This is a genomic window from Silvanigrella paludirubra, from assembly GCF_009208775.1.
Classification (GTDB): domain Bacteria; phylum Bdellovibrionota_B; class Oligoflexia; order Silvanigrellales; family Silvanigrellaceae; genus Silvanigrella; species Silvanigrella paludirubra.
On the sequence record NZ_WFLM01000002.1, the window covers coordinates 328710 to 352280 of the forward strand.

Below are 23571 nucleotides of genomic sequence, written 5' to 3' on the forward strand. Positions count from 1 at the left end.
GAATTCAATTTGTTTTATCTAATATCATATACTGTAAATATGAGAAAAAAGAAAAAAGATTTTGATTTATTTTAGGAGTTTTTTAATGAATTTTAAAAATTACTCTTTTAAAGAAAAAATAAATCAAATCCTTCTTGAATTTGATAAAATAACAAATCAAAGCGATTCAGAAAATATTAAAAATAATATTAAAAGCATGCTTATTGATGTAAAAAATAATGAAGAATATCATTCAAAATATAATGAATCTTTTAATTCAACTGAATTATGGAAAAGAATTTTTGATAATATTCCATCCATGATTGGCTATTGGGACTATAATCAGATAAACATAATTTGTAATCAATCCTATTCTAACTACTTTGGCAAATCGCCCTCAAACATTATAGGCCATCACATGGAAGAAGTTTTGGGTAAAGATCTTTACTTGAAAAATCTTCCTTTTATTCAAAAAGTTTTAGAAGGTTCTGCTCAATCATTTGAAAGAGAAATTATAACTCCAAACGGGCAATCTAAATATACTGTGGCTAATTATATTCCTGATTTTAATAATAATAAAATTGAAGGTTTCTACGTAATTGTTACAGATATAACTGATATCAAAATCCTCGAAAACCAAAATAACAAAATTCAAACATCTTATCGAATTATCTTTGAAAATGCACCTATAGGCATGACTCAGTTAAATTCAAATTATGAATTTATTTCTGCTAATCCTAAATTTTGTAATTTACTTGAATACTCTGAAGACGAGCTCAAGAAAAAAAATATTTTTGAAGTTACACATCCCGATGACAAAGAAAAAACAAAAGATGCTGCAAATAAATTTATTGATAAAATGAGTACTAATAATTTTATAGAAAAAAGATATCTCACTAAAACTGGTAAAATTATATGGGTAAAAATTTATACGGAAACTTTTTTTGATAATAACCTAAAAGATTATATTTTTATTTCAACAGTTGAAGATGTAACTAATATTAAAGAATCTCAAATAGAAATGGAAAAAATCCAAAAAGCTTTATTTGAAAGTCAAAGTCTATTAAAATTAACGCTAGATTATTTGCCTGGTGCCGTTAGTTCAAAGAATAAAGAAGGAAAATATAATTTCATAAATAAAAAATTTAAATTTGATTTCAATATTCCTCAAGGAGATATTACTCAAAAGTCTGATTTTGATATTTTTCCAAAAGAAGTAGCAGAGGGCTTTCGAAACAATGACTTAACAATATTAAATACAAGATCTCTTTTAAACTTTAAAAGACAAATACCAAATTATAAAGGAAACATTTGCGTTTACGATATATATATGTTTCCTGTTATAAATACAGATTATCAAATTGTTTCTATTACAACTATTTTATATGATATTACTGAAAAAATAGAACTTGAAAAAAGCTTGCTTTTGGAAAAAGAAAAAGTGAATCACAATTCAAGACTAGCTTCATTAGGAGAAATGGCTGCAGGAATTGTTCATGAAATAAATAATCCCTTAACAATTATTGATGGGAATATTAAAATGTTGGAGATATTAAAAGATAATCCAATTAAATTTAGTGAAAAATTAAAATCTATGGAAAAAGCATCAGAACGAATAATTAAAATTATCAGAGGGCTTCGTAAGTTTTCAAGATCAAACTACCAAAATGAATATCGCCTCGAATTATTTTCTGAAATTTTAAATGAAGTTTTAATCATGATCGAAGAAAAAGCAAAACAATCTTTTGTTCAATTAAAATTAGATATAGCTCCAAATATCTTTATTTTTTGCAATTTGATTGAAATCGAACAAGTCATTGTAAATCTTTTAAATAATGCAATAGACGCCATTCAAAATTTAGAAGAAAAGTGGGTCAAAATAAATCTATTTAAAAATAAGGGACAAGCCATTTTACAAATTATTGATTCAGGCAATGGCATTTCAAAAGAAAGTGAAGAGAAAATTTTTCAACCTTTTTTTACTACAAAAGCAATTGGTGAAGGAACAGGCCTCGGATTAGCAATTGTCAAGGGGATACTGGAACAACACAAAGCTTCTATTCATTTAAATCATAATTTTAAAAATACCTGTTTTGAAATTTTTTTTCCATTAAATAATGAGGATGCGCATGGCAATTAAAATATATTTTCTTGATGATGAAACAGATATTCTTGATATTTTTAAAGAAACATTTTCGAGTAAAGACTTTATTATTTCTACTTTTAATAACCCAAATGATTTAATTGAAACAAGTAAAGTAAATAAACCCGATCTTTTTTTCTTAGATAATAAACTTCCCCATTTCACTGCTGATATCATTTCAAAAGAACTAGACCCAAATATTCCAAAAGCAATCATAACAGCAGATGTAAATTTTAAGTTTGAAATGAACTATATCGCTATTTTTGGAAAGCCATATATAAATGAAGAAATATTAAACTTTATGAAAAAATTTAATACCAGTGTTGAATAAATTAAATATCTGTTACGCAGCCTAAACTTGCAGAAGAAACATTTTTTATATACTTAAATAAAGTACCTTTTGTAGCTTTATAATTAGGCATTTTCCAATTTGTTTTTCTATTATTTAGTTCTTCATCCGAAACTTCGAGATGAATTTGATTTTTTTCAACATCAATTGAAATAAAGTCATTGTCATAAACCAACGCAATAGGACCACCTTCTTGTGCTTCTGGTGAAATATGTCCAATAATAAATCCGTGAGAGCCGCCAGAAAATCTTCCATCTGTAATTAAAGCAACATCATTTCCAAAACCTGCTCCCATTAGTGCTGAAGTTGGACTTAACATTTCTGGCATTCCAGGACCACCTTTAGGTCCTTCATATCTAATAACAACAACGTCACCTTTAAAAATTTTATGATTCTCTAAAGCCTTTAGCATTTCTTCTTCAGAGTTAAATGTTCTAGCGGGTCCTCGAAAAAATAGCCCCTCTTTTCCTGTTACTTTTGCTACTGATCCTTCTGGTGCTAAGTTCCCCTTTAAAATTTGTAAATGCCCTGTTTTTTTAATAGGAGAAGATAAAGGATGAATAATTTTTTGTTCAGGATGAAGTGAGGGTACTTTTTTTAAATTTTCTGCTACAGTTTCACCTGTAACAGTTATACAATCACCATGTAATAAACCATTTTCTAATAACATTTTCATTACCGCAGGAATGCCTCCATATTCTTGGAGATCAGCCATTGTGTATTTCCCACTAGGTTTAAAATCGGCAAGTAATGGTACCTTATTGCTGATCATTTGAAAGTCATCAAGGCTTAAAGGAACATCAACCGATCTTGCAACAGCAATTAAATGTAACACAGCATTCGTGGATCCACCCAAAACTGTAATTAACACCATGGCATTTTCAAATGCTTTTCTGGTCATAATATCTTTTGGCTTTATATCTTTTTCAAGTAAATTACGCATAGCGAATCCACTTTGAAAACATTCTTGTAACTTTAATTGATCTTTAGCGGGCGTAGAAGAACTATAAGGCAAACTCATTCCTAAAGCTTCAATGGCACTTGCCATTGTATTTGCAGTATACATTCCGCCACATGCGCCTGCTCCTGGACAGGCTTTTTTTAATATTGATTTTCTTTCTTGATCATTTATTTTTCCAGCAAGAAATTCGCCGTAACATTGAAAGGCAGAAACAATATCAATTTTTTTATTTTCAATGACTCCTGGATTAATTGTTCCTCCATAAACAATCAATCCAGGACGATTTAATCTCCCTAAAGCAATTAAACATCCGGGCATATTTTTATCACATCCTGGAATAGCAATACACCCATCATACCATTGAGCGGAAACAACAGTTTCAATGGAATCCGCAATAAGGTCTCTTGATTGCAAAGAAAAACTCATTCCATCTGTTCCCATAGATATCCCATCACTGACCCCTATGGTATTAAAACGCATGCCTACTAAACCCGACTCAGTCACTCCTTCTTTCACTTTTTCAGATAAATCTAATAAATGCATGTTACATGTGTTACCTTCATACCACATGCTTACAATCCCAATTTGCGGTTTACTTAAATCATTTTCTGTTAAACCGGTTCCGTAAAGCATTGCTTGAGATGCACCTTGAGAAGCTGGTTCTGTGATTCGGGAGCTATATTTATTTAGTTTCATGCTCATTTCTTTTTCCATCATAAAATATTTTTTATTTAAAATTTAAGGACGAAGTTTTCGAACTGTTTGTCCAACTTGCCAAATTTCTTCATTATGTAATTTTTGAAGTTCAGCTTCTAATTTTTCTCTATAATCTTCTCTGCTATTCGATGAAATGACAATTCTTGCCTCTTCACCAGTGGAAACACTTTTATATAAAGAATGAAAAACGGGCAGAGTTGCTTTTTTAAATTTTGGCATCCAATCTAAAGCACCTCGTTGTGCTGTCGTTGAACAATTTTTAAACATCCAGTCCATTCCGTTTTCAGAAATTAAAGGAACTAAACTTTGAGTAAGTTCTTCGACTGTTTCGTTAAATGCTTCACTTGGAGAATGTCCATTTTCTCTTAGAACCTCGTATTGAGCAGAAATAATTCCTGCAAGCGCACCCATTAATACGCCGCGTTCACCAAATAAATCACTGTAAACTTCATGTTTAAAATTTGTTTGAAATAAGTAACCTGAACCAACACCAATTCCAAAAGCAAGAGTTTTTTCTTCTGCTTTTTTTGTATAGTCCTGTTCAATTGCGTAGCTGGAATTAATTCCTTTTCCTTGTTCAAATAATTTTCGTACACTTCTTCCTGAACCTTTTGGTGCAACTAAAACAACATCAACATGAGGTGGAGGTACAACACCCGTTTTATCTGAATAAGTAACAGAAAAACCATGAGAAAAACAAAGGGTTTTTCCTGGTGTGAGAAACTCTCTAACCGTTGGCCACATTTGCATTTGTGCCGCATCAGATAAAAGGTAACAAATAAAAGTTCCTTTTTGACAAGCTTCTTCTATTGAAAAAAGATTTTTATTTGGTTCCCATCCATCTTCAACAGCTTTATCCCATGAAGGTGAGTTTTTTCTTTGTCCAACAATAACATGAAATCCATTATCTTTTAAATTTAGCGCTTGTGCTGGGCCTTGAACGCCATACCCAATAACTGCTATCACTTCATCTTTTAATACTTCTTTTGCTTTTTGCAAAGGAAACTCTTCTCTTGTAACAACTGTTTCTTCAGTATACGCAAATTTTAATTTTGACATAAATAAACTTCCTTATTATGAGCTATATTTTGAAAATGATTTGGGTTTACAACTTGAATATCTAATAATTCAATAATTTTTTGCAATTGTTTTAATATTCGATTTACTTTAATTTCGTCTGAAAAAATCTCAATTTTAATATTTGAGTTTTGAGACTTATTATAGGTTTGAAAATTCATTTTTTGGATCATGACTCGATTTCTCGAAAAAACAATAGCAACTCTTTGAAAAATTTCTAATGTATTTTCTGTTATCAAAGATATTTCATATACAGACCTCATAAAATTTCTCCCTAAGATAAACGAACATCACTGACACCAGCACCAGAAGGTATCATTGGAAATATATTTTCTTCTTTTTCAACACTTACTTCTAAAAAATATGATTCTTTTGATAAAATCATTTCACGCATATATTCTTCTAATTGTTCTTTGTTGACAGCTTTTTTTGCTTTAATTCCATAACCTTTTACTATTTGAATAAAATCTGGATTTTGCATATGAGTAAAAGAAAGTCGATTTTCAAAAAATAATTCCTGCCACTGCCTTACCATTCCAAGAAAACTATTATTTAAAATTATTATTTTAACAGGAATTTTTTCCTGCATTATAACTCCAAGCTCTTGGATATTCATTTGAAAGCCACCATCACCGATAATGGCAATAACTTCTCTATCTTTCGCACCGAATTTAGCACCAATTGCAGCAGGCAAAGCAAATCCCATTGTTCCTAGGCCACCAGAAGTAATCATTGAATTCTTTGTTTTAAATTTATAATATCTTGCAGCCGACATTTGATGTTGCCCAACATCAGTAACAATTACAGCACTTCCATTAGTTAATTCTGAAAGACAATTTATCACTTGTGCCATTTTTAAATTCTGATTATCGTTAGGAAAGAATTCATTTTTAATAATTGAATGATACTCTTTTTCGTAACATTTTCTGAATTCTTGCATCCACAAATTATGTTTATTATTTCGAACCTCTGGTAAAAGTAACTTTAAAATATTTTTTGCATCTCCCACTAAAGGAACATCACAAAAAACATTTTTATTTATTTCTGTAGGGTCAATTTCAATGTGAATTATTTTCGCTTGTTTCGCATAAGTATTTAAGTTACCTGTAACTCTATCATCAAATCTCATTCCTATTGCAATAATTAGGTCTGCTTCATTTGTTAATATATTTGCTCCATAGTTACCATGCATTCCAAGCATTCCAACATATAAAGAATGGTCACATGGAAATGCAGATAAACCTAATAAGGTGCATGCGACAGGAATATCTGTTTTTTCAGCAAATTCGAGTAATTCTTTTTCAGCATTGGCAATACTTACTCCATGCCCAACTAACATATAAGGTTTTTTAGCTTGTTGGATTAATTCAGCAGCTTTTTTTATGTCATTGGCATTAAAAAATGGATGCCATTTTTTATTTTTTTCAAAGAAAAAACTTTCTTTTACATATTCCATAAATTCAAATTGAGCATCTTTTGTAATATCTAATAATACAGGACCAGGTCGTCCATTTTGAGCAATAAAAAAAGCTTTTGCGACAGCATAAGGAATTTCATTTGCTTTTGTAATTTGAAAATTCCATTTAGTAATTGATGTAGTTAATGAAATTATATTTGCTTCTTGAAATGCATCAGTACCTAATAAATTACTAGATACTTGTCCTGTTATGCATACAATAGGTACTGAATCTAACATTGCATCTGCAATGCCTGTTAATAAATTTGTAGCTCCTGGACCTGATGTTGCAAAACAAACGCCCGTTTTTCCTGTTACTCTAGCGTAACCCTCTGCTGCATGAATTGCTCCTTGTTCATGTCTTGTCAATATGTGTTTTAAAGAATCGGAATAGTCATAGAGAGCATCGTATATTGGCATGATCGCTCCACCAGGATATCCAAAAATAATTTCTACATTTTGACAAAGTAACGACTTCAATAGCACGGAAGCACCATTGTATTTTTTCATTTTTAATCTCTTCATTTGGAACTAAAAAACCCCCCGGGCTCGGATGCGCGGAGGGTTTTTTAGCTGTTATTATTTAGTAATAACCTTAAAAATCGCCCTCGGGTTTAATAATGACTAGAACAATAATAATGAGGACGTTGATGATAGAGGAAATATTTAGTTTTTTAGCAGAGATGGCATTTGAATTTTTTAGAAGAAAAGCGATATTTTTCATAAATCCTCTTTGGTTTAATCACCTAAGTGAAAAACATAACAATCTAATTATTGACTGTCAAGCCAATTAAAAAAAATTTAAAAAATAACACGATTTTTTTTATTGAGATAACCTCATTTCATAAATACTTTAAGAGATTCTACTAATTCTTGAGCCATTTTTATTTCTTTATCTGTTAATGTTTCTTTATCTTCTTCCATGTGATTAATGATATGACTCTCCATGACCTCAGCCATTAACCCTCCCAACGCTCCTCTTATAGAGGAGATAATATGAAGAATTTTTTTACAGTCTTGATCATTCTCTAAAGACTTTTCTACACCTTCCAATTGTCCCTTAATTTTTTTAACCCTAGAAATAAGCTTGTCTTTATTTGTAATAATATGTTTTAATTTGTTTTTTTTAGTGCTTGACATAGTATACCCCCCTACCCTATAATAAGATAATAAAGTTGATATCGTTTGTCAAAACTTTTGCAACTTTTTTGCAGTTCAAATGAGGCTAACATGAAACATAATGAATTAATTACAGTAAAATATAACATTAAAGGAATGGATTGTCCCAGTTGTGCAAACAAAATTGAAATTTTTTGCAATAAAATCTCTGGGGTAAACCAAGCAAAAATAAACTTTACGGCATCGTTATTTACCCTAAATTTTTATAATAATAGCGACACAAGAGATAAAGTAGAAAAAGGGATTAAAAACCTTGGTTTTGAATTAACAGAAATACCAGAAGCAATTAAATATAATGGTGAAAAAACGCATTTAAGAATTAAAGAGAAATTAAAAAGAGAGTTTGTAATTTCTAATAATAAAAAATCAAATTATTTTAACAAAATAAAGGAAAAAAAGCTCTCTACCGAAAAAGTTGATAACCATAAATTAGAGCATAATCACACTAAAGAACAAAGTCATGACCATAGCCATAATCATAGCCACGATTCAACGAATTGGCTTCCCATTACTTTTTTAAGCATCGCCTTTGCCCTTTCTTGGATAGTTGAATATTTTTCAAAAAGTTTCGGTCTTGTTTCTTTTGCAATTGTTACTTTAATTGCTCTTTTACCAATCCTTAAAAAATCATGGACCATGATGAAAGTAGGATATGTTTTTAGTGTAGAGACCTTAATGAGTATTTCTGCCATAGGTGCTATTTTTATTGGAGCATCCGAAGAAGCTGCAGCAGTAATTATCCTATTTATGCTAGGTGAAACAATAGAAGGATATACTTCTAGGCGCGCTAAAAAAGGAATTCAATCCTTAGCATCTTTACTTCCTGATACTTCTCTCCTTGTTACAAAAGAGGGAACAACAAAACAAATAAAATCTTCAGAAATAAAAATAGGAGACCACATAGAGATTAAACCTGGAGAGCGTTTAGCTATAGATGGTGAAATTTTTAAAGGAACAGCAAATATTGATGAATCTTTGTTAACAGGAGAGTCCTTACCTGTTTATAAAAAACAAGGAGATAAAGTTGTTGCAGGCTCTATTAATACGGACGGAAACATTATTGTTAAAGCAACACTACCCGGAAATAATAATGCTGTTACCAGAATGCTCAAAATGGTAGAAGAAGCTCAAAGTTCAAAATCAAGAGTAATGAGGAGCATTGAAAGTTTCAGTAGAATATACACTCCTATTATTCTATTAATAGGTTTATTAACCGCAATCATTCCTCCCCTATTTTTTCAAATGCAATGGGTAGACTGGATTTACCGTGGTCTTACTATACTTCTCATTGGCTGCCCATGCGCACTTGTTATTTCCACTCCCTCTGCAATTGCTTCTGCCATTACAGCGGCAACAAAAATGGGTATTTTAATAAAAAACGCTTCTGCGCTTGAGTCCTTAGGAAAAATTAAAAAAATTGCTTTTGATAAAACAGGTACAATAACTCATGGTAAACTAAAGGTAACAAATGTTATTTCTTTTGAAAGTAACGAAGAAAAATTATTAAAATTTGCGGGTATGGTAGAGTCAAAGTCAACCCACCCACTTGCTATAGCGATTCTTAATGAAGTTTTTGAAAGAAAAATAACTTTAAACGAAGTACAAAATGCCAAAAATTTATCTGGAAAAGGCGCAAGCGCTCTAATTGAGAATAAAATAGCAATCATTTGCTCTCCTATTTATGCAAATGAATTAAATGCTTTAAATTTAGAACAGAATTCACTAATAAAAAGTTATCAAGAGCAAGGAAAAACAATAGCTGTTGTATTAATAGAACAAAAAGCCCTAGGTTTTATCGCATTATCAGACACTCTGAAACCCGAAGCAAAATCATCAATAGAAAAATTAAAGCAATTAGGAATTAATAGCATTATTTTAACTGGTGATAATAAAATTTCCGCAAATGCAATCACAAAAAATATAAATACAGAAGTGATAGCAGAACTTTTACCAGAAAATAAACTTTCTTATATTCAAAACATTTCAAAAGAGCAAAAAGTTGCCATGGTTGGGGACGGAATTAATGATGCACCTGCCCTTGCCGCTGCAGAAATTGGAATTGCCATGGGTGGAGGTACCGATGTTGCCGTAGATACTTCTCAAATTGTAATATCAAAAAATAATTTAAATTCCATTGTAGATGCCATTGTATTATCAAGAAAAACTATGATTAATATTAAACAAAATATTTTTCTAGCAATTGGTTTGAAAGCTATTTTTCTCATTTTAACAATTTTTGGTGATACTCAACTTTGGATGGCTATTCTTGCTGATACAGGAGCAACTGTTCTAGTTACCTTAAATGCTTTAAGATTATTAAAATTTAAATCAGTACCAATTGAATAATTAAGAATTAATAACAATCCATTTTTTTGAACTTGCGCTTTCTAAAGATAATTCAATTAATTTGATCACATTTAAGGCAGATAAAGGTTCTACAGGATTTTGATTTTTATTTATCAAACTTTGAAATACTTTTTCATAGTATTCTTGATAAGAACCAGGAACACATTTTATTTTAGATTCAGAAATTTTTTCATCTTTTAATAAAGAAACAAAAGCACCTCCACTACCTTCCCTTTCTTCACCCCAATTTGAAATTAAAGGAGTTTTTCCTGCTCTTAATTCGTTTTCTTGAGGATCTAGTTCATATTTAACAAAACTTCCTTTTGTTCCGTGTACAGATAAAACAGGACGAGGCAAAGACATTATACTTGAAGCTCCTATGGTAACTCTTAATTTTTTATACTTAAAAATTAATTTAAAATAGTCTATAGCCTTAGCTCCGTTTCTTTGCATTTCAATATCTGCCAATATTTCTTCAGGCATACCAAATAATTCAATTGCTTGATCGATTAAATGAGAACCTAGATCAAATAATAAACCCGTTCCCTCTCCCTCTAACTCACGCCATTTTGTTTCAGAGACAATTGGTCGAAACCTATCAAAATAAGATTCGTAATTAAAAATTTCACCCAATAAATCTTCACTCAGACATTTTTTTAAAGTTAAAAAACCATTGTCCCATCGTCTATTTTGATAAACACTTAAAAAAAGATTTTTAGAACGCGCTATTTCGCAAAGCTCTAGTCCTTCTTGAAATTTTAATACAAAAGGCTTGTCCACGATTACATTTTTACCACTCAGAAGTGCAAGCTTTGCTAAAGAATAATGAGTGTTATTTGGTGTTGTAATTATAATAAGATCTAGATCTGATAAATTTAATAGGTCATTAAAGTTAGAGATCACTTTTACATTTGGATATTTTAATTTTATATTTTCAGGTTTTGATGAAACAACATATTTAAATTCAAAATGCGGAACACTTAGAAAAACAGGAGCATGAAATGTTGAACCAGATAGTCCAAAACCTACAATTGCCGTATTTATTTTTTTCATAAATTCCATCCATTCCTATGAATTGAAAAATTGATACGAATGAGATTTTATATATATAAAATTTAATAAAAAAACGACCCTATTTTAATTTATTTTTTAAATATCATTTGCTTTTAAGAGACTTTAAGTTTTCTTGATGAACCTTATCTGCATCTTGACGTTCAAACCTTTCTTTTAAAACTCTTTTTGCATTTTCATTTTCTAAGAAGGAAATTCTATCGTTTAAATTTTTATTTTGAGTTTTATTTTTGTCTATACTCATATCGTTACTATATTCTATATTATTCTCTTTTTTTTCACTTGCGATCGAAGTTAAAGAAATTACAGATAATAAAACTGAAGCTACTACTATTACATTTTTTTTCATTTTTTTTAACCCCTTAATTAAACTTGTAAAAGAAGAACAATTTAATAAGGACAATTAAATCATTCTTCTTACCTTATTGTATTCGTATTGGAACTTAAAAATGTGACAAAATAAAAATAAATTGTTACTTCCTTTTTCTTATCAATTTGCTCCGTACCTTGATTTGCAAATGATAAGATTTATTATTGAGGAATATCATGCCCAAAAATGATTCTAATTTAGAGAGTGATGAAAATTTGTTAAACCGTTGGTATGAAGGAGATAGTTTTGCCTTTAATCTTTTTTTTAATCGCCACTACAATAAAGTCTATTCATATGGAATAAAGCGGGGAATACCGCATAATGATATGGAAGACGTTGTTCAAGAAGTTTTTTTTAAACTTCACAAAAGCATTCATCATTATGAAAAAGGAAGAGCTGCGCTTCCTTGGTTTTTTACAATAGTTCATAATACTTGTATTGACTGGTTAAGAAAAAATATTTCTGTTTTAAATAAAAATACTGACTTACCAGAAGAATTATCTAAAATTGAAGAAGATACAATCTCTGACGAAAAACTCGATAAAGTAGAAATGATTTTAAAAAGCATGAAAGAAAAAGAAAGATCTTTATTTAAAATGAGAAATGTGGAAGAATTTTCATTTAAAGAAATATCAATAAAACTAGGAAAAAGTGAAGTTTCTTTAAGAAAGTCTTATCAAAGAATATTAAGCTCAATAAAAAATATTGTTTCAGAAAAAAAATAATGAGGTGTATTATGGAAAAAGAACAACATAAATTTTATGAAGAGTTTTTAAATCCTTCTGACATTGATAACTCTAAATTTATTGAGAAAAATCATTATTTAAAAAATAAAATATCAAAAGATCTAGTTCAATCAAAAATAAAAATATGTTTCATATATTTATTTTTTTCTATCCTAGGATATTTTTGCTCGTTAACAATTTGCACTACATATAATCATAATTTATCTTCTTATAATATTCTTAACTTAATAAATAACTCTTTTTTATTATCTTTCTGTTGCGGAGTTGTTTATACTATTATGCCTTTTTTATTTACACTCTTATTTTTTAATCGCTATAAAAGAAGATATATATTTTTAAAGCTTTCATGGTTAGTAATAATTTTACCAATTTTATCAACTTCAATCATTTTATTATTTAATTGTCATGTAAGAAATTCTTTAGACATATTAACTGAGCACGCCATTTGGATTATTTCTGCAAATATAACAGCTTATTTTTTATATCTTGTATTTTATTATTTTATTAGACAAAATATGAAAAAATCTAATTTATAAATTAGATTTTTTCATTATGGTAAAAGATATATAAATTTATAAAATTTAATTATCTTTAAAATTGCTTTATTTTGAAAAAATAAATTCTTTTTTGGGCTCTACTTTCCATCCTTCTTTATCACTTATATATGTATACACTTGATAATATAAAGTACAACTTTTACCATCATGATTTGGTTCGAACATAGTCCAAATTTTAATTCCTTTCTTTTCTTCTAATTTCCATTCCGTACTTTCTTTTTTAGTTAAACAAAGTTCTAGTTCTTTTTTGTCGTATTTAGGAATGCCATTATTATCTTCTATAACATCAGTTTTATCATCATTTTCATCAGTTTTAGCTTTTGGATACATCATTTGCAAAGAATAAATATCACCAGGGCTTAAACTATTTTTATGCACTGATATTTCTTTTATTTTTGGACAACTTCTAAATAATGCGGCATGATGTCCATACCAATTTTCAGTATTATATCTATAATAATTATAAGGGTTTTGGCGATAATTAGCTAAACATTCTTTAGGAATAATTGTTGGATATAGGTTTTGTGAAAATCCATATGGATCATAATGCATAATTGAGTCGTAGTCATATGGAGTAAATCGAATATTATTGTGGTTTTTGTAATTAGAAAAATTATATTTTGCATTTGTAGATATATTTTCCCACAAGATAGAAACGTGGTCATCTCTATCTTCTCTCGATTGCTCATGATAGAATCCTAATACATGAAGCAATTCATGCAAAACTGTTCCTTTATCATTTACGCACCCAGTGCCCAAAGTTAAAGAGTGAGGAGAAGGATTATTTGGATGCACCCTACCCACATTTGCAGAGCAACCTAAATCTTGATTTTGATTATTCACACGGGTAATTAATATATAATTGTTACCCACACTCCGTGTTGCTTCTTCAAAAGAAATAGAAACTTTTGGAAGTTCCATTATTGTTCTCATTGCATCTTTAATTTTTGCAACTTGTTCAAAATTAAAATGTCCTGGTGAAAATTTGTAATAAACTTTGCCTTCAGGCCATAATTCATTTTGAGGAATTGGTGCACTCCTAGGCTTATCTTTATCATAATTATTATTTTTATTAGAATATAAAAAATCATTATCACATTTAATGGTATTTGATATTTTTGTTTGGATATCTTCTATATTCTCTTGCATTGCATAGCTACCTGCATTAAAAAATAATGCTGAGTATAGAAAAAAAATATTTGATTGCGATAATTTCACAAGAAAATCCTTTCCAAGGAAACAATAATATTAATAAAAATTTTTATTTTAGTTTATTTTATAGTATTAAAAACAAACCAAATTATTTATAAATTAAATAAACAAATAGTCAATTATTTATTTATTTAAATAATTATCAAAATACTATAGATTTAAATTAAAATTTAAAAATATTAATTATTATATATTTATTTTTTTATCATAATTAACAAATACTTTTTATAATTAAAATAATAATTATGAATGCTTAAAGTTTTTCGCCAATTCAAATAAAAAATAAAGTAACTAAAATATTAAAAATATTTTTATTTATATCTTATTATCATGAGAGATAAGAACAACTTTTATCTGTTTTTATTTTTACTGAATTATTTAATGAACAAATCGAATTTTAAAAATATTTTTTAAAAATTTCTTTTACTTTTGCTTTGTATTCGGTAGAGTTTCTTACTTCTTGCAATGTTTTCCATATTTTATTTGCAAGCTCAGGATCTTCTTTAACAAGTTTATGCGATAAAATTAGATAATATGCTTTTTTTTCTAATGCTGGTTCTATTTTTTCAATATTTGAAAAATCTTTATTTAATTTAATAATTTTATCTGCTTGAAGTGACAACATGGCAACAGCATCTAAATTTCCTTTGGCAATATGATAAATCAAGGCATTTGAACTTTGCTCTGACTCATCTATAAACTCAATATTTTTTTGTTCCTTTTGTTTCTTAAGCAAAGTGAGAATTGAAAATCCACTTTGGGCTCCAACCCTTTTAGCACCAGATATCTTACTTCCATCCCATTTAATTTGAGACCCTTTTTTTTTATAAAGAGCATATTCAGAAATATGCATTCTTTTACTTTCATCAGGTATCCCATCCTTCGCACCTAATGGTATCCCTGGATAGACTCCTATTTCAAGCCTTTCTGGTGAATAACTAGCTGCAAATACACCATCTATTTTATTCTGTTTTAATTCTCTTAAACAACTCAGCCAAGGCAATGATTGTTGCTTTATTTCAATATCCTCAAGCTTTTCATCAACCAAATTCATTTCAACCGTATTTAATCCATTTCCATTTTGCTCAAACCAAGGAAACGATTCTATTTCATCATGACAAAAAAGCAATTCCTTGCTATAGGATTCAAAATTATTTAATAAACCCAATAAAATAAATAATTTTATAAATTTAAAATAATAATTTCTGATAAACATAATTCTCCTTTTAGTTTATTTATAGAATAATAGGAATTGTTTATTTATCAAACCTACTGACAGAATTTTGAATTTAAATAAAAATTCTCTTTATATATAAATTAGGTTATAATTAAACAATGCAAATATATAAAAATTTAAATTCATATAGTATTATTATTTCTATTTTTATTTAAACATTTAGAGCAAATTTTTATTAATAAAAAATTTATTTTGAAAGCATTTAATTATTTTGCTTCCAATCTAGCTACTAAATCACGGAGTTTCATTGCTAATTGACTTAAACCTTTTGCTGCATCCTGTAGTTGCGAAGCACCCGTTGAACTTTGAGCCGCGGATTCAGAAACATCCTTGATTGAAATAGAAATTCCTTCCACAGCTTTACTGGACTCTGAAACAATTCGTGATACTTCATTTGTCGTAGCAGCTTGTTCTTCAACGGCTGATGCGATTGTCATTGAAATGGTATTGATTTCTTCTACAGACTTAGAAATATCTCCAATTGCGGACACTGCATTTGAAGTACTTTGTTGAATAGTTCCAATTTTAACTGAAATATCTTCTGTCGCTTTTGCAGTTTGTTTTGCAAGCTCTTTGACTTCATTTGCAACAACAGCAAATCCTCTACCAGCATCTCCTGCTCTTGCCGCTTCTATTGTAGCATTTAATGCTAATAAATTTGTTTGCTGTGCAATAGAACTTATCGTTTTCATCACCGTACCAATTTCTTTACTTTCCATTCCTAATTGAGTCACTAAGACATTTGTCTCTTGAGCACGTTTCATACTTTGTTTTGTTTTTTCAGAACCAGCTGTTGTGTTTTTTGAAATTTCTTTGATGGAAGCGGCCATCTCTTCTGTACTTGTTGCAACAGACTGAACTCCTTTTGAAACTTCTTCTGAAGCGGCAGAAGCACTTATAGATTGTTCTGTAGTTTTTTTAGCATTAGATGCTAATTGAGAAGCCGTGGTAGCAAGCTCTTCTGAAGCAGCGCCTAACTGAATGGCTGTTTCTCCCAAAATACGAACAAGTTCTAGCCATTCTTTTTTTTCTTTGGTTATTTCAGTAGCATATTTTACTACTTTAAATACTTTACCAGCAAGATCAAATACGGGATTATAAGATGCTTGAAGCCAAATCTCGCGATTGCCTTTAGCAAATCTTTGAAACTGTCCTGTAACAAACTGACCATTATTTAACTTATTCCAAAATTCACGATACTCCGATTTACTTGTATAATTAGAATCGCAAAAAATAGAATGATGTTTTCCCTTTATTTCATCTATTCTATATCCCATTGTTGATAAAAAATTATCATTTGCTTCAATAATAGTTCCATCTAAATTAAAATTAATTACGGCTTGTGTTTTAGAAAGAGCATTTAACTCTTGATCCTTTAATTTCTGTTTACTTACATCAGAAGCATATTTAATTATTTTAAAAGGTTTTCCATTTAAATCAAAAATAGGATTATATGAAGCAGAAATATAAATTTCTTTGCCACCTTTACCAATCCGCTTATATTCACCAGAATCAAATTCACCTCGGTTTAATTTTTCCCAAAATAAACGATATTCATTTGAATTTGTATAATTTGATTCACAAAACATTCTATGATGCATTCCCTTAACTTCACTAAGAGAATAACCCATTGTATTTAAAAAATTATCATTCGCATTTTGAATAATACCATCTAAATTAAATTCAATAATGGCTTGTGATTTTCCAATGGCACTAATTTGCCCTTCATATTCAGCATTTTTTAATTTTTGACTAGTTATATCTGTAGCAAATTTAATAACCTTATAGGGCTTACCAAATAAATCAAAAATAGGATTATAAGAAGCTTGAATCCAAATTTCTTTTCCCCCTTTACCTATACGTTTATATTCCCCTAAATCATATTCCCCTTTGTTTAATTTATCCCAAAACAAACGATATTCATTTGAGTTATAGTAACTTGGCTCACAAAAAATACGATGGTGTTTTCCAACAATTTCATCAATATGATAACCAATCGCATTTAGAAAATTATTGTTTGCAGTTAAAATAGTTCCATCTAAATTAAACTCAATAATAGCTTGTGTTTTATTAATAGCTGTTACTTGAGCAGATAGATCTTTTATTTTATCTTCTGAGAGCTCTAAAGTGCTACTTTCAAGAGTGGAATTTAGTTTTAATTTTGAAGATTCATCCACTTTAGACTCCTTTAAATTGAATTCTAGGAGCCTTTTCGGATTAATTTATTTAATATATAGAAAGAAATTTATTTTCAGTCATTTGAAAAAGCATAATTTTTGTATATTTACTGTAAAAAATTGGCTTCCTAGAGTTAATGAAAGAGAGAAAAAAACAAAAAATAGGCTAATTTTTATTCTAAAGTTAATCTTCCAGAGCATGTTGATACCGCATCATCAACTGAAATTTCGGAATCTACAGTAGCTTTACAGCTATATACTTTGCGAAACTTTTTTTGCTTTCCAATATACGCTTCTAAAGTGCAACGGGTTTCTACAATGCGATCATCTGTTCCAGGAATTTTTGAACCCACTTTTGCCTTACAACTAGCAAGAATTTTACGTTTAGAATCACTACCTGACTCAGTTACAGCGCCGTCCATAATCTTAATTTTATCTTTTGGATCGTCTTCTAATAAAGTAATGAGATCATCTCTTAATGCAGTCGAAACTTTGTCATTATTAGTAATAAAAACATATTGGTCTTTATCACCTTCTTTAGATACCAATTCCGCTAAATTATGAATGTTATCGATATTTATTTCAGAACATCCTTTATAGACTTTACAAACTTCTAGATCGGATTCTGAATTGTCTTGGTATTCTGCTAGAAATTTTTTAGCATTGTCGACGCCCTTACCTAACGCTTCATCCGTTTTTGCTTTTTCGATAGCTTGAATTAAATTATCTGCTTTTTTAATATTTGCAGTTAGTTTTTCAGTCATTGATGATACAAAAGCTTTTTTTTCTAAAGTAACTACTGCAGAAAAAGTTCCCTTATCAGAACACCTTTTTAATACTTTAGCACCAATCAAAACTTCTGAAACAACAGACTTTGAAGTTGCTTTTAAAGAAGCGTCGTCTTTTGTTTCATCAACAGTTGATGTTGCTGTTACTTTTTGACGTATGTTACGAGCAAGATCTACCTGTGCATTTTGGTCTGCTTCTTTTTGCGAAGATGCTGAGCCATAACCTACAAATGAGTTGGTATCTGTTTTAGTTTGTAAATCGGCTAAGGTAGAACAAGGATCTGTTTGAGCATAACTATTTAGAGAAATAAATAATGACATCCCTGCTAAGGTTATAAAGTTTTTATTTTTTTTTATAAACATAACGCACCTTTATTTTTATTAAAATGGACAAATTAAAATTTAATAAAAAATTATTTAATTATATTAAATCTATTAATTATTCAGATTTTGGATTTGCATTTGTTTCTGTTTTAGATACAGAATCTGAATTAGATTTAGAATTTAAATCACTGCTACTAGGTTCTTTAGCCGCGTCTTTATTTCCAACATTATCTATAAAAGATTTTTGCGCGTCCAATAATTTTCTACGGATTTCAGGATTTCCACCAGGTGTTCCATTAATAGCATCACGCATTTGTTTATCTAAAACAGATTTTTCAATTGCTACTTGAACAGCACACATTAATTTTTTAGTTGGTTTAAATCCAGATTCATCTGCTTCCATTGTTTGTTCCCAATAGGAAGTTGTTACTTTCGCTCCTGAAATATTACCTTGAGATAGAAACGCAGTTAATGAAGATAATGAAGGATCAGAAGAAGAATTTAGATCTTCAACTTGCCCAGAAGTTGTTACAGCATTTTTAATATACTTCATCATTTCGCCAACAGCTTGTGTACGAGCCATAGAAACACAAGCGTCTGGGCGAGAAGAACCACTTAATGTTACTTTATGTATAAATACAATATTTGTACCTTCTTCATGCATGATGGAAGGGTTAAGAACCCATTCAGGTGTCTCTAATGTTTTTGTTGAGTTTGAAATGATTTCTGTTTTAACATATTTTGGTGAAGATGAACAACCAGCAACAATGAAAGCTGCAGTTGCTGAAATAATCACAAATTTTTTATTAAAAAACCCTATATTCATAGACATACAATACCTCTTTTAAAAGCGTTTAACAAATCCGTTAGATATTAGCTATTTTTATTTCTTTTCGCAAATTACTTTTTGATTAATAAAATTTGGCTTTTCTAAAATTGAATTTTCAATAAAATACACAGTGGTAAAAGTGAAAAAAATCCCTAAACTCGCTATAAAAACTCCGCCTAAAAAACCTAGCCAGAACCACCATTTTTTTATTTCTTTTTCACTTTTTTTTCTTTCTCTCGAAGTTTTTATAATTTCATTCATAAAACCTTGAGTTTCATGGGAACCTACAAACAGTGGCAAATTTTTTTCATTGCTATCATAGCTTATGTTATTTTGCCTTCCGTTTCCCATGAATTTATAAACTCCCAGGAGCAAAGATCCTTCTTATTTCTGAAACATTTTCAAATATATTTCCAGATCTAATAGATTCTCTCATTTCATATGTGAGATCAAATAAAAACTGCAGATTATGAATCGACAATAGCCTAAAAACCAATAGTTCTTCTGCAACAAAAAGATGACGCAAATAAGCCCTTGAGTAATTTTTACAAGTATAACAATTACAAAGTGAATCTAATGGCTCTTTACTTGATTTATGAATAGAGTTTTTTATTTGAATTTTACCATTAGCAGAAGAAGAAGATCTTACAAATACACTTCCATTACGCGCATTTCGAGTTGGCATAACACAGTCAAACATATCAATACCAAGTAATATGGCATCAATTAAATCATCAGGAGCACCGACACCCATTAAATATCTCGGCTTATCATGTGGCATCCAGGGAATTGTTGCAGAAAGCAATCTTCGCATTTCTCTTTTAGATTCACCTACAGAAAGACCTCCAATTGCATAACCTTCAAAATTATTTTCAATGAGTTGTTTTACACTTTTAACTCTTAAATCACCATACATTCCACCTTGAACAATTCCAAACTGCGCTCTATTTAATTTTTTTCTTGCACTACGTGCTCTTGTTGCCCAACGCATAGAACGTTCCATGCTTGACAAAGCTTCTGCATGAGTTGCTGGATAAGGAGTACATTCATCCAAAACCATTTGTATATCAGAGTCAATATCTTCTTGAATTTGAACGACACTTTCAGGTGTTAAAGTAATTTTTGCACCGTTAATATGATTTGCAAATGTAGCGCCTTCTTCTGTTAACTTACGAATTTTAGCTAAACTCATTACTTGAAAACCACCACTATCTGTTAAAATAGCTCCAGGCCATCTCATAAATTCATGCAAGCCATTAAATTCGCGCATAAGATCCATTCCTGGTCTTAAATTTAAATGATATGTATTTCCTAAAATAATTTTATATCCTATAGAATAAACATCTTCAGGCGAGAGTGATTTAACACTCCCAACTGTTCCAACAGGCATAAATATAGGAGTTTCTAATTCAACATTTCCAAATTTTAATTTAGTAACTCTTGGTCCAACTTTTTCAAGCAAGGAGAGATCTTCATTTGTAGCAATTCCTTTTTCAATAACTTGAGAAAACTCATTTATTAAATCGTTTGCTTTTAAATCTTTTGTATCAAGTGAACCTTCTTTAAACTCTTTTGAAAGTTGTAATGATTTAATATTCGAAAACTCAATTAAATTTCTATTAGTTAACATGATTAAAAATTTGCTCCAAAAACGAGAAGACTTGAATCTCCATAACTAAAAAAACGATACTTTTTTTCTATAGCATAATTATAAAATTCTTTCCAGAAATCAAAACCCATTAGAGCAGCTATTAACATTGCAAGTGTGCTCTCTGGTTGATGAAAATTGGTTATGATGGCATTTCCTATTAAAGGAATAATTTGATGATTTTTGCTCTCAGGATAAATAAATATCTTAGTAGGTATCCATTTATTTATTTCTTTATTTAATATTGAATTTAATTTTTTTTCATTCGCAAGCTTCATTATTTCATTTTTATTTTGATCTGGAAAAATATACCTAAAATAACTTTCTATTGCTCTTAGAGAGGTGGTCCCTACAAATACTATTGGCCAATCATTTTCTAAAAATCGAATTAGTTTCTCAGATAATTCTTCAGATATAAAATAATACTCTTCATGCATTTCATGATTATGAATATCCTCAGATTGGACAGGTAAAAATGTGCCTAAACCTACATGTAAAGTTACATAACCAAATTCAACATTTTCATTTTGACATTTTTCTATAATTTCTGGAGTAAAATGTAATCCAGCAGTAGGTGCCGCAGCACTCCCTTTTTCATTGATATTTGAATATACAGTTTGATAGCGCTCATTATCTAAATTAATATTTGCTTTATTTTTTTGAGGATCTCTTTGAATATAAGGAGGAAGAGGCATTTCACCAAATTCATCTAAAATGAGATCTAACGATCTATCATCAATTAGAGATACCATTGGTGGGTCAAAACTAGTTACTTTAAATAAAGGGATTTCTTTATCATTGTCTGCATATAATATTTCATTTATTTTTAATTTACTTTTAGGCCTTAATAAACATTTATATTGACTTTTTATTCCCTTTTCAAGAAAAAAAACCTCTCCACGAGCTCCTGTTTTTCTTTGAATACGCACTCTTGCAGGATAAACTCGAGAGTTATTGGCAATTAATAATACTTTAGAATTATTTTCTTTTAATTTAAAAGTATCGTTTAATATTTCTGGTAATTCATTAAAATTTTTATCAATAATTGATTTTTGCTTGGAATTACAGACAAGAAGTCGACTTTCATTTCTATTTTCTAAAGGAACTTGAGCAATAAGATCTTCAGGTAATTCGTAATGGAATAAATTTGTTTTCACTAATCAACGACCATTCTTTTAAGATGAGAACCAATTCGTGTGACAACTTCATAATTGATGGTTTGAGCCCATTCTGCAATATTTTCTGCAGATACAGATTCCGATCCATCTCTTCCAATCAGTGTCGCAACAACCTCATTTGTTTCTTCGCTTGTTGCTTCGGTTACGTCAACAATAATATGATTCATCATCACTCTTCCTAAAACTTTACAACGAACTCCATTAACTAAAACATGACCTTTGTTTGAAAGAAGTCTAGGATATCCATCAAAATAACCTACTGGTAAAAGAGCTACACGAAGATCGCGCTCTGCTCTGCAAGAACAGCCATACCCAATATAAGTTCCTGAAGGTATTTTTCTAACACTTTGGCTTTTGCACTTCCAAGTTAAAGCAGGTTTTAAGCTTGGAAGTTCGCTTTTGACTACTTTTGCAGACAATTTTGTTTCATTAGAGGACCATAGCCCGTACATTGAAATTCCAACCCTCGCAATATCATAATGAGATTTCGCTATTATTAAAGTAGAAGCACTTTGAGCGATATGCTTTTCCAAATGATAAGATAAACCAAGAAATTGACTCACTATTTCATGGGCTTTATCTAATTTCGACAATTGCTCAAAGGCATATGACTGCTCCGTAACATCCTCTGTATTTGCAAAATGAGACATGACACCTTGAACATGAATTAAAGACTCATTTTCTTTTAAAAATGAAATTTTTTGCTCAAGCCCCTCAAGTACAAAGCCTTCGCGAGAAAGCCCCGTATCAATATGAATATGCGCCTTTAAAGGTCTATAACTATTCCCTTTTTCTTTTTCAGATCTTTTTAAATGAGAGATATAATTTGACCAATTTTCATCTGTGATAGCAACTTCAACTACTTTTTTAGCACAAGCTACTGCTTCATCGGGAGAGATAGAACCTAATACAACGACTCTCTTTTGAACCAATTCATTCTCTTTTTCGTATTTTCTAATTTTAAAAGCATCAATGGGATTGATAACAAATAAAATATCTACATATCCATGTAAAATTTCTAATGTTTGTAAAAAACCATGTCCGTATGCATTTCCTTTAAGAACAGCCCCTAATAGAATATGCGTCTCTAAATTATTTCGATAAATCGAAACATTTTTTGAAAAAGCAGATTGGCTAATTTCAATCCATGAAGCATTTTCTGCAAACTCATCAACTAATACAGATTCTTTCATGAATCAGCCTCCTTAAACGCATTTTAAAATTGTG

General features: G+C 29.8%; 21 protein-coding genes. 5 read left to right on the plus strand and 16 right to left on the minus strand.

Features of this window, described 5'->3' with window-relative positions:
- Positions 1 to 85 precede the first annotated feature (85 nt).
- Together GCL60_RS05585 and GCL60_RS05590 are read left to right on the plus strand one after the other, a co-directional pair.
- A complete protein-coding gene (locus GCL60_RS05585; protein WP_153419069.1) occupies positions 86 to 2119 on the plus strand; it encodes a PAS domain S-box protein in 2034 nt (677 codons plus the stop codon).
- Positions 2109 to 2453 carry a hypothetical protein gene (locus GCL60_RS05590; RefSeq protein WP_161998095.1) on the plus strand — a complete coding sequence of 115 codons (345 nt, stop codon included), beginning with the start codon at positions 2109 to 2111 and terminating at the stop codon, positions 2451 to 2453. Before GCL60_RS05585 ends, GCL60_RS05590 begins: the two co-directional genes overlap by 11 nt.
- A 1-nt stretch (position 2454) precedes the next feature.
- Here the strand turns inward: GCL60_RS05590 and ilvD are convergent, their stop codons facing one another.
- The 5 genes from ilvD to GCL60_RS05615 form a co-directional block, all read right to left on the minus strand.
- Complete coding sequence (ilvD, locus tag GCL60_RS05595; RefSeq protein ID WP_153419073.1) at positions 2455 to 4134, minus strand: dihydroxy-acid dehydratase; 1680 nt, start codon at positions 4132 to 4134, stop codon at positions 2455 to 2457.
- A 36-nt stretch (positions 4135 to 4170) separates the two neighbouring features.
- A complete protein-coding gene (gene ilvC / locus GCL60_RS05600; RefSeq protein WP_153419074.1) occupies positions 4171 to 5208 on the minus strand; it encodes a ketol-acid reductoisomerase in 1038 nt (345 codons plus the stop codon).
- The gene (locus GCL60_RS05605) at positions 5196 to 5489 is read right to left on the minus strand and encodes an ACT domain-containing protein (protein WP_153419076.1); all 294 of its coding nucleotides are present in this window, start codon (positions 5487 to 5489) and stop codon (positions 5196 to 5198) included. Before GCL60_RS05605 ends, ilvC begins: the two co-directional genes overlap by 13 nt.
- A gap of 11 nt (positions 5490 to 5500) precedes the next feature.
- Positions 5501 to 7192: a biosynthetic-type acetolactate synthase large subunit gene (gene ilvB, locus GCL60_RS05610; RefSeq protein WP_202614000.1), complete on the minus strand. Its 1692-nt coding sequence runs from the start codon at positions 7190 to 7192 to the stop codon at positions 5501 to 5503.
- A gap of 327 nt (positions 7193 to 7519) precedes the next feature.
- Positions 7520 to 7822 (minus strand): metal/formaldehyde-sensitive transcriptional repressor, encoded by a 303-nt coding sequence (locus GCL60_RS05615; protein WP_153419079.1) that lies wholly within the window; start codon positions 7820 to 7822, stop codon positions 7520 to 7522.
- Between the two features lie 90 nt (positions 7823 to 7912).
- Here GCL60_RS05615 and GCL60_RS05620 point away from each other — a divergent pair, with 90 nt between their 5' ends.
- Entirely contained in the window at positions 7913 to 10207 is a 2295-nt protein-coding gene (locus GCL60_RS05620; RefSeq protein WP_153419081.1) for a heavy metal translocating P-type ATPase, read from the plus strand.
- Here GCL60_RS05620 and GCL60_RS05625 read toward each other — a convergent pair whose 3' ends face one another.
- Together GCL60_RS05625 and GCL60_RS05630 are read right to left on the minus strand one after the other, a co-directional pair.
- Entirely contained in the window at positions 10208 to 11260 is a 1053-nt protein-coding gene (locus GCL60_RS05625) for an oxidoreductase (RefSeq protein ID WP_161998096.1), read from the minus strand.
- Positions 11261 to 11363: 103 nt separating this feature from the next.
- Positions 11364 to 11627, minus strand: a complete 264-nt coding sequence (locus GCL60_RS05630; protein WP_153419085.1) for a hypothetical protein — start codon at positions 11625 to 11627, stop codon at positions 11364 to 11366.
- A 197-nt stretch (positions 11628 to 11824) separates the two neighbouring features.
- Between GCL60_RS05630 and GCL60_RS05635 the strand changes: the two genes are divergently transcribed.
- On the plus strand, positions 11825 to 12373 hold the full coding sequence (locus tag GCL60_RS05635) for an RNA polymerase sigma factor (RefSeq protein ID WP_153419087.1): 549 nt from the start codon (positions 11825 to 11827) through the stop codon (positions 12371 to 12373).
- An 11-nt stretch (positions 12374 to 12384) separates the two neighbouring features.
- Positions 12385 to 12930, plus strand: coding sequence for a hypothetical protein (locus GCL60_RS05640; RefSeq protein ID WP_153419089.1), 546 nt, complete (start codon positions 12385 to 12387; stop codon positions 12928 to 12930).
- A gap of 66 nt (positions 12931 to 12996) precedes the next feature.
- On the opposite strand, the gene GCL60_RS05645 is transcribed toward GCL60_RS05640, so the two are convergent.
- The 9 genes from GCL60_RS05645 to alr form a co-directional block, all read right to left on the minus strand.
- Positions 12997 to 14169 (minus strand): M12 family metallopeptidase, encoded by a 1173-nt coding sequence (locus GCL60_RS05645; protein WP_153419091.1) that lies wholly within the window; start codon positions 14167 to 14169, stop codon positions 12997 to 12999.
- A gap of 391 nt (positions 14170 to 14560) precedes the next feature.
- A complete protein-coding gene (locus GCL60_RS05650) occupies positions 14561 to 15379 on the minus strand; it encodes a substrate-binding periplasmic protein (protein ID WP_153419094.1) in 819 nt (272 codons plus the stop codon).
- Positions 15380 to 15606: 227 nt separating this feature from the next.
- Positions 15607 to 17577, minus strand: a complete 1971-nt coding sequence (locus GCL60_RS05655) for a methyl-accepting chemotaxis protein (RefSeq protein ID WP_153419097.1) — start codon at positions 17575 to 17577, stop codon at positions 15607 to 15609.
- A gap of 173 nt (positions 17578 to 17750) precedes the next feature.
- Positions 17751 to 18728 (minus strand): LPP20 family lipoprotein, encoded by a 978-nt coding sequence (locus GCL60_RS05660; RefSeq protein ID WP_153419099.1) that lies wholly within the window; start codon positions 18726 to 18728, stop codon positions 17751 to 17753.
- Positions 18729 to 18804: 76 nt separating this feature from the next.
- Positions 18805 to 19521 carry a hypothetical protein gene (locus tag GCL60_RS05665; protein WP_153419101.1) on the minus strand — a complete coding sequence of 239 codons (717 nt, stop codon included), beginning with the start codon at positions 19519 to 19521 and terminating at the stop codon, positions 18805 to 18807.
- A 51-nt stretch (positions 19522 to 19572) separates the two neighbouring features.
- On the minus strand, positions 19573 to 19869 hold the full coding sequence (locus GCL60_RS05670) for a hypothetical protein (RefSeq protein WP_153419103.1): 297 nt from the start codon (positions 19867 to 19869) through the stop codon (positions 19573 to 19575).
- Between the two features lie 4 nt (positions 19870 to 19873).
- Positions 19874 to 21148: a tRNA guanosine(34) transglycosylase Tgt gene (gene tgt, locus GCL60_RS05675; protein WP_153419105.1), complete on the minus strand. Its 1275-nt coding sequence runs from the start codon at positions 21146 to 21148 to the stop codon at positions 19874 to 19876.
- 2 nt (positions 21149 to 21150) lie between these two features.
- Complete coding sequence (gene queA, locus GCL60_RS05680) at positions 21151 to 22323, minus strand: tRNA preQ1(34) S-adenosylmethionine ribosyltransferase-isomerase QueA (RefSeq protein ID WP_153419107.1); 1173 nt, start codon at positions 22321 to 22323, stop codon at positions 21151 to 21153.
- The gene (alr, locus tag GCL60_RS05685; RefSeq protein WP_153419109.1) at positions 22323 to 23537 is read right to left on the minus strand and encodes an alanine racemase; all 1215 of its coding nucleotides are present in this window, start codon (positions 23535 to 23537) and stop codon (positions 22323 to 22325) included. The genes queA and alr overlap by 1 nt, the downstream gene beginning before the upstream one ends.
- Between the last annotated feature and the right edge of the window lie 34 nt (positions 23538 to 23571).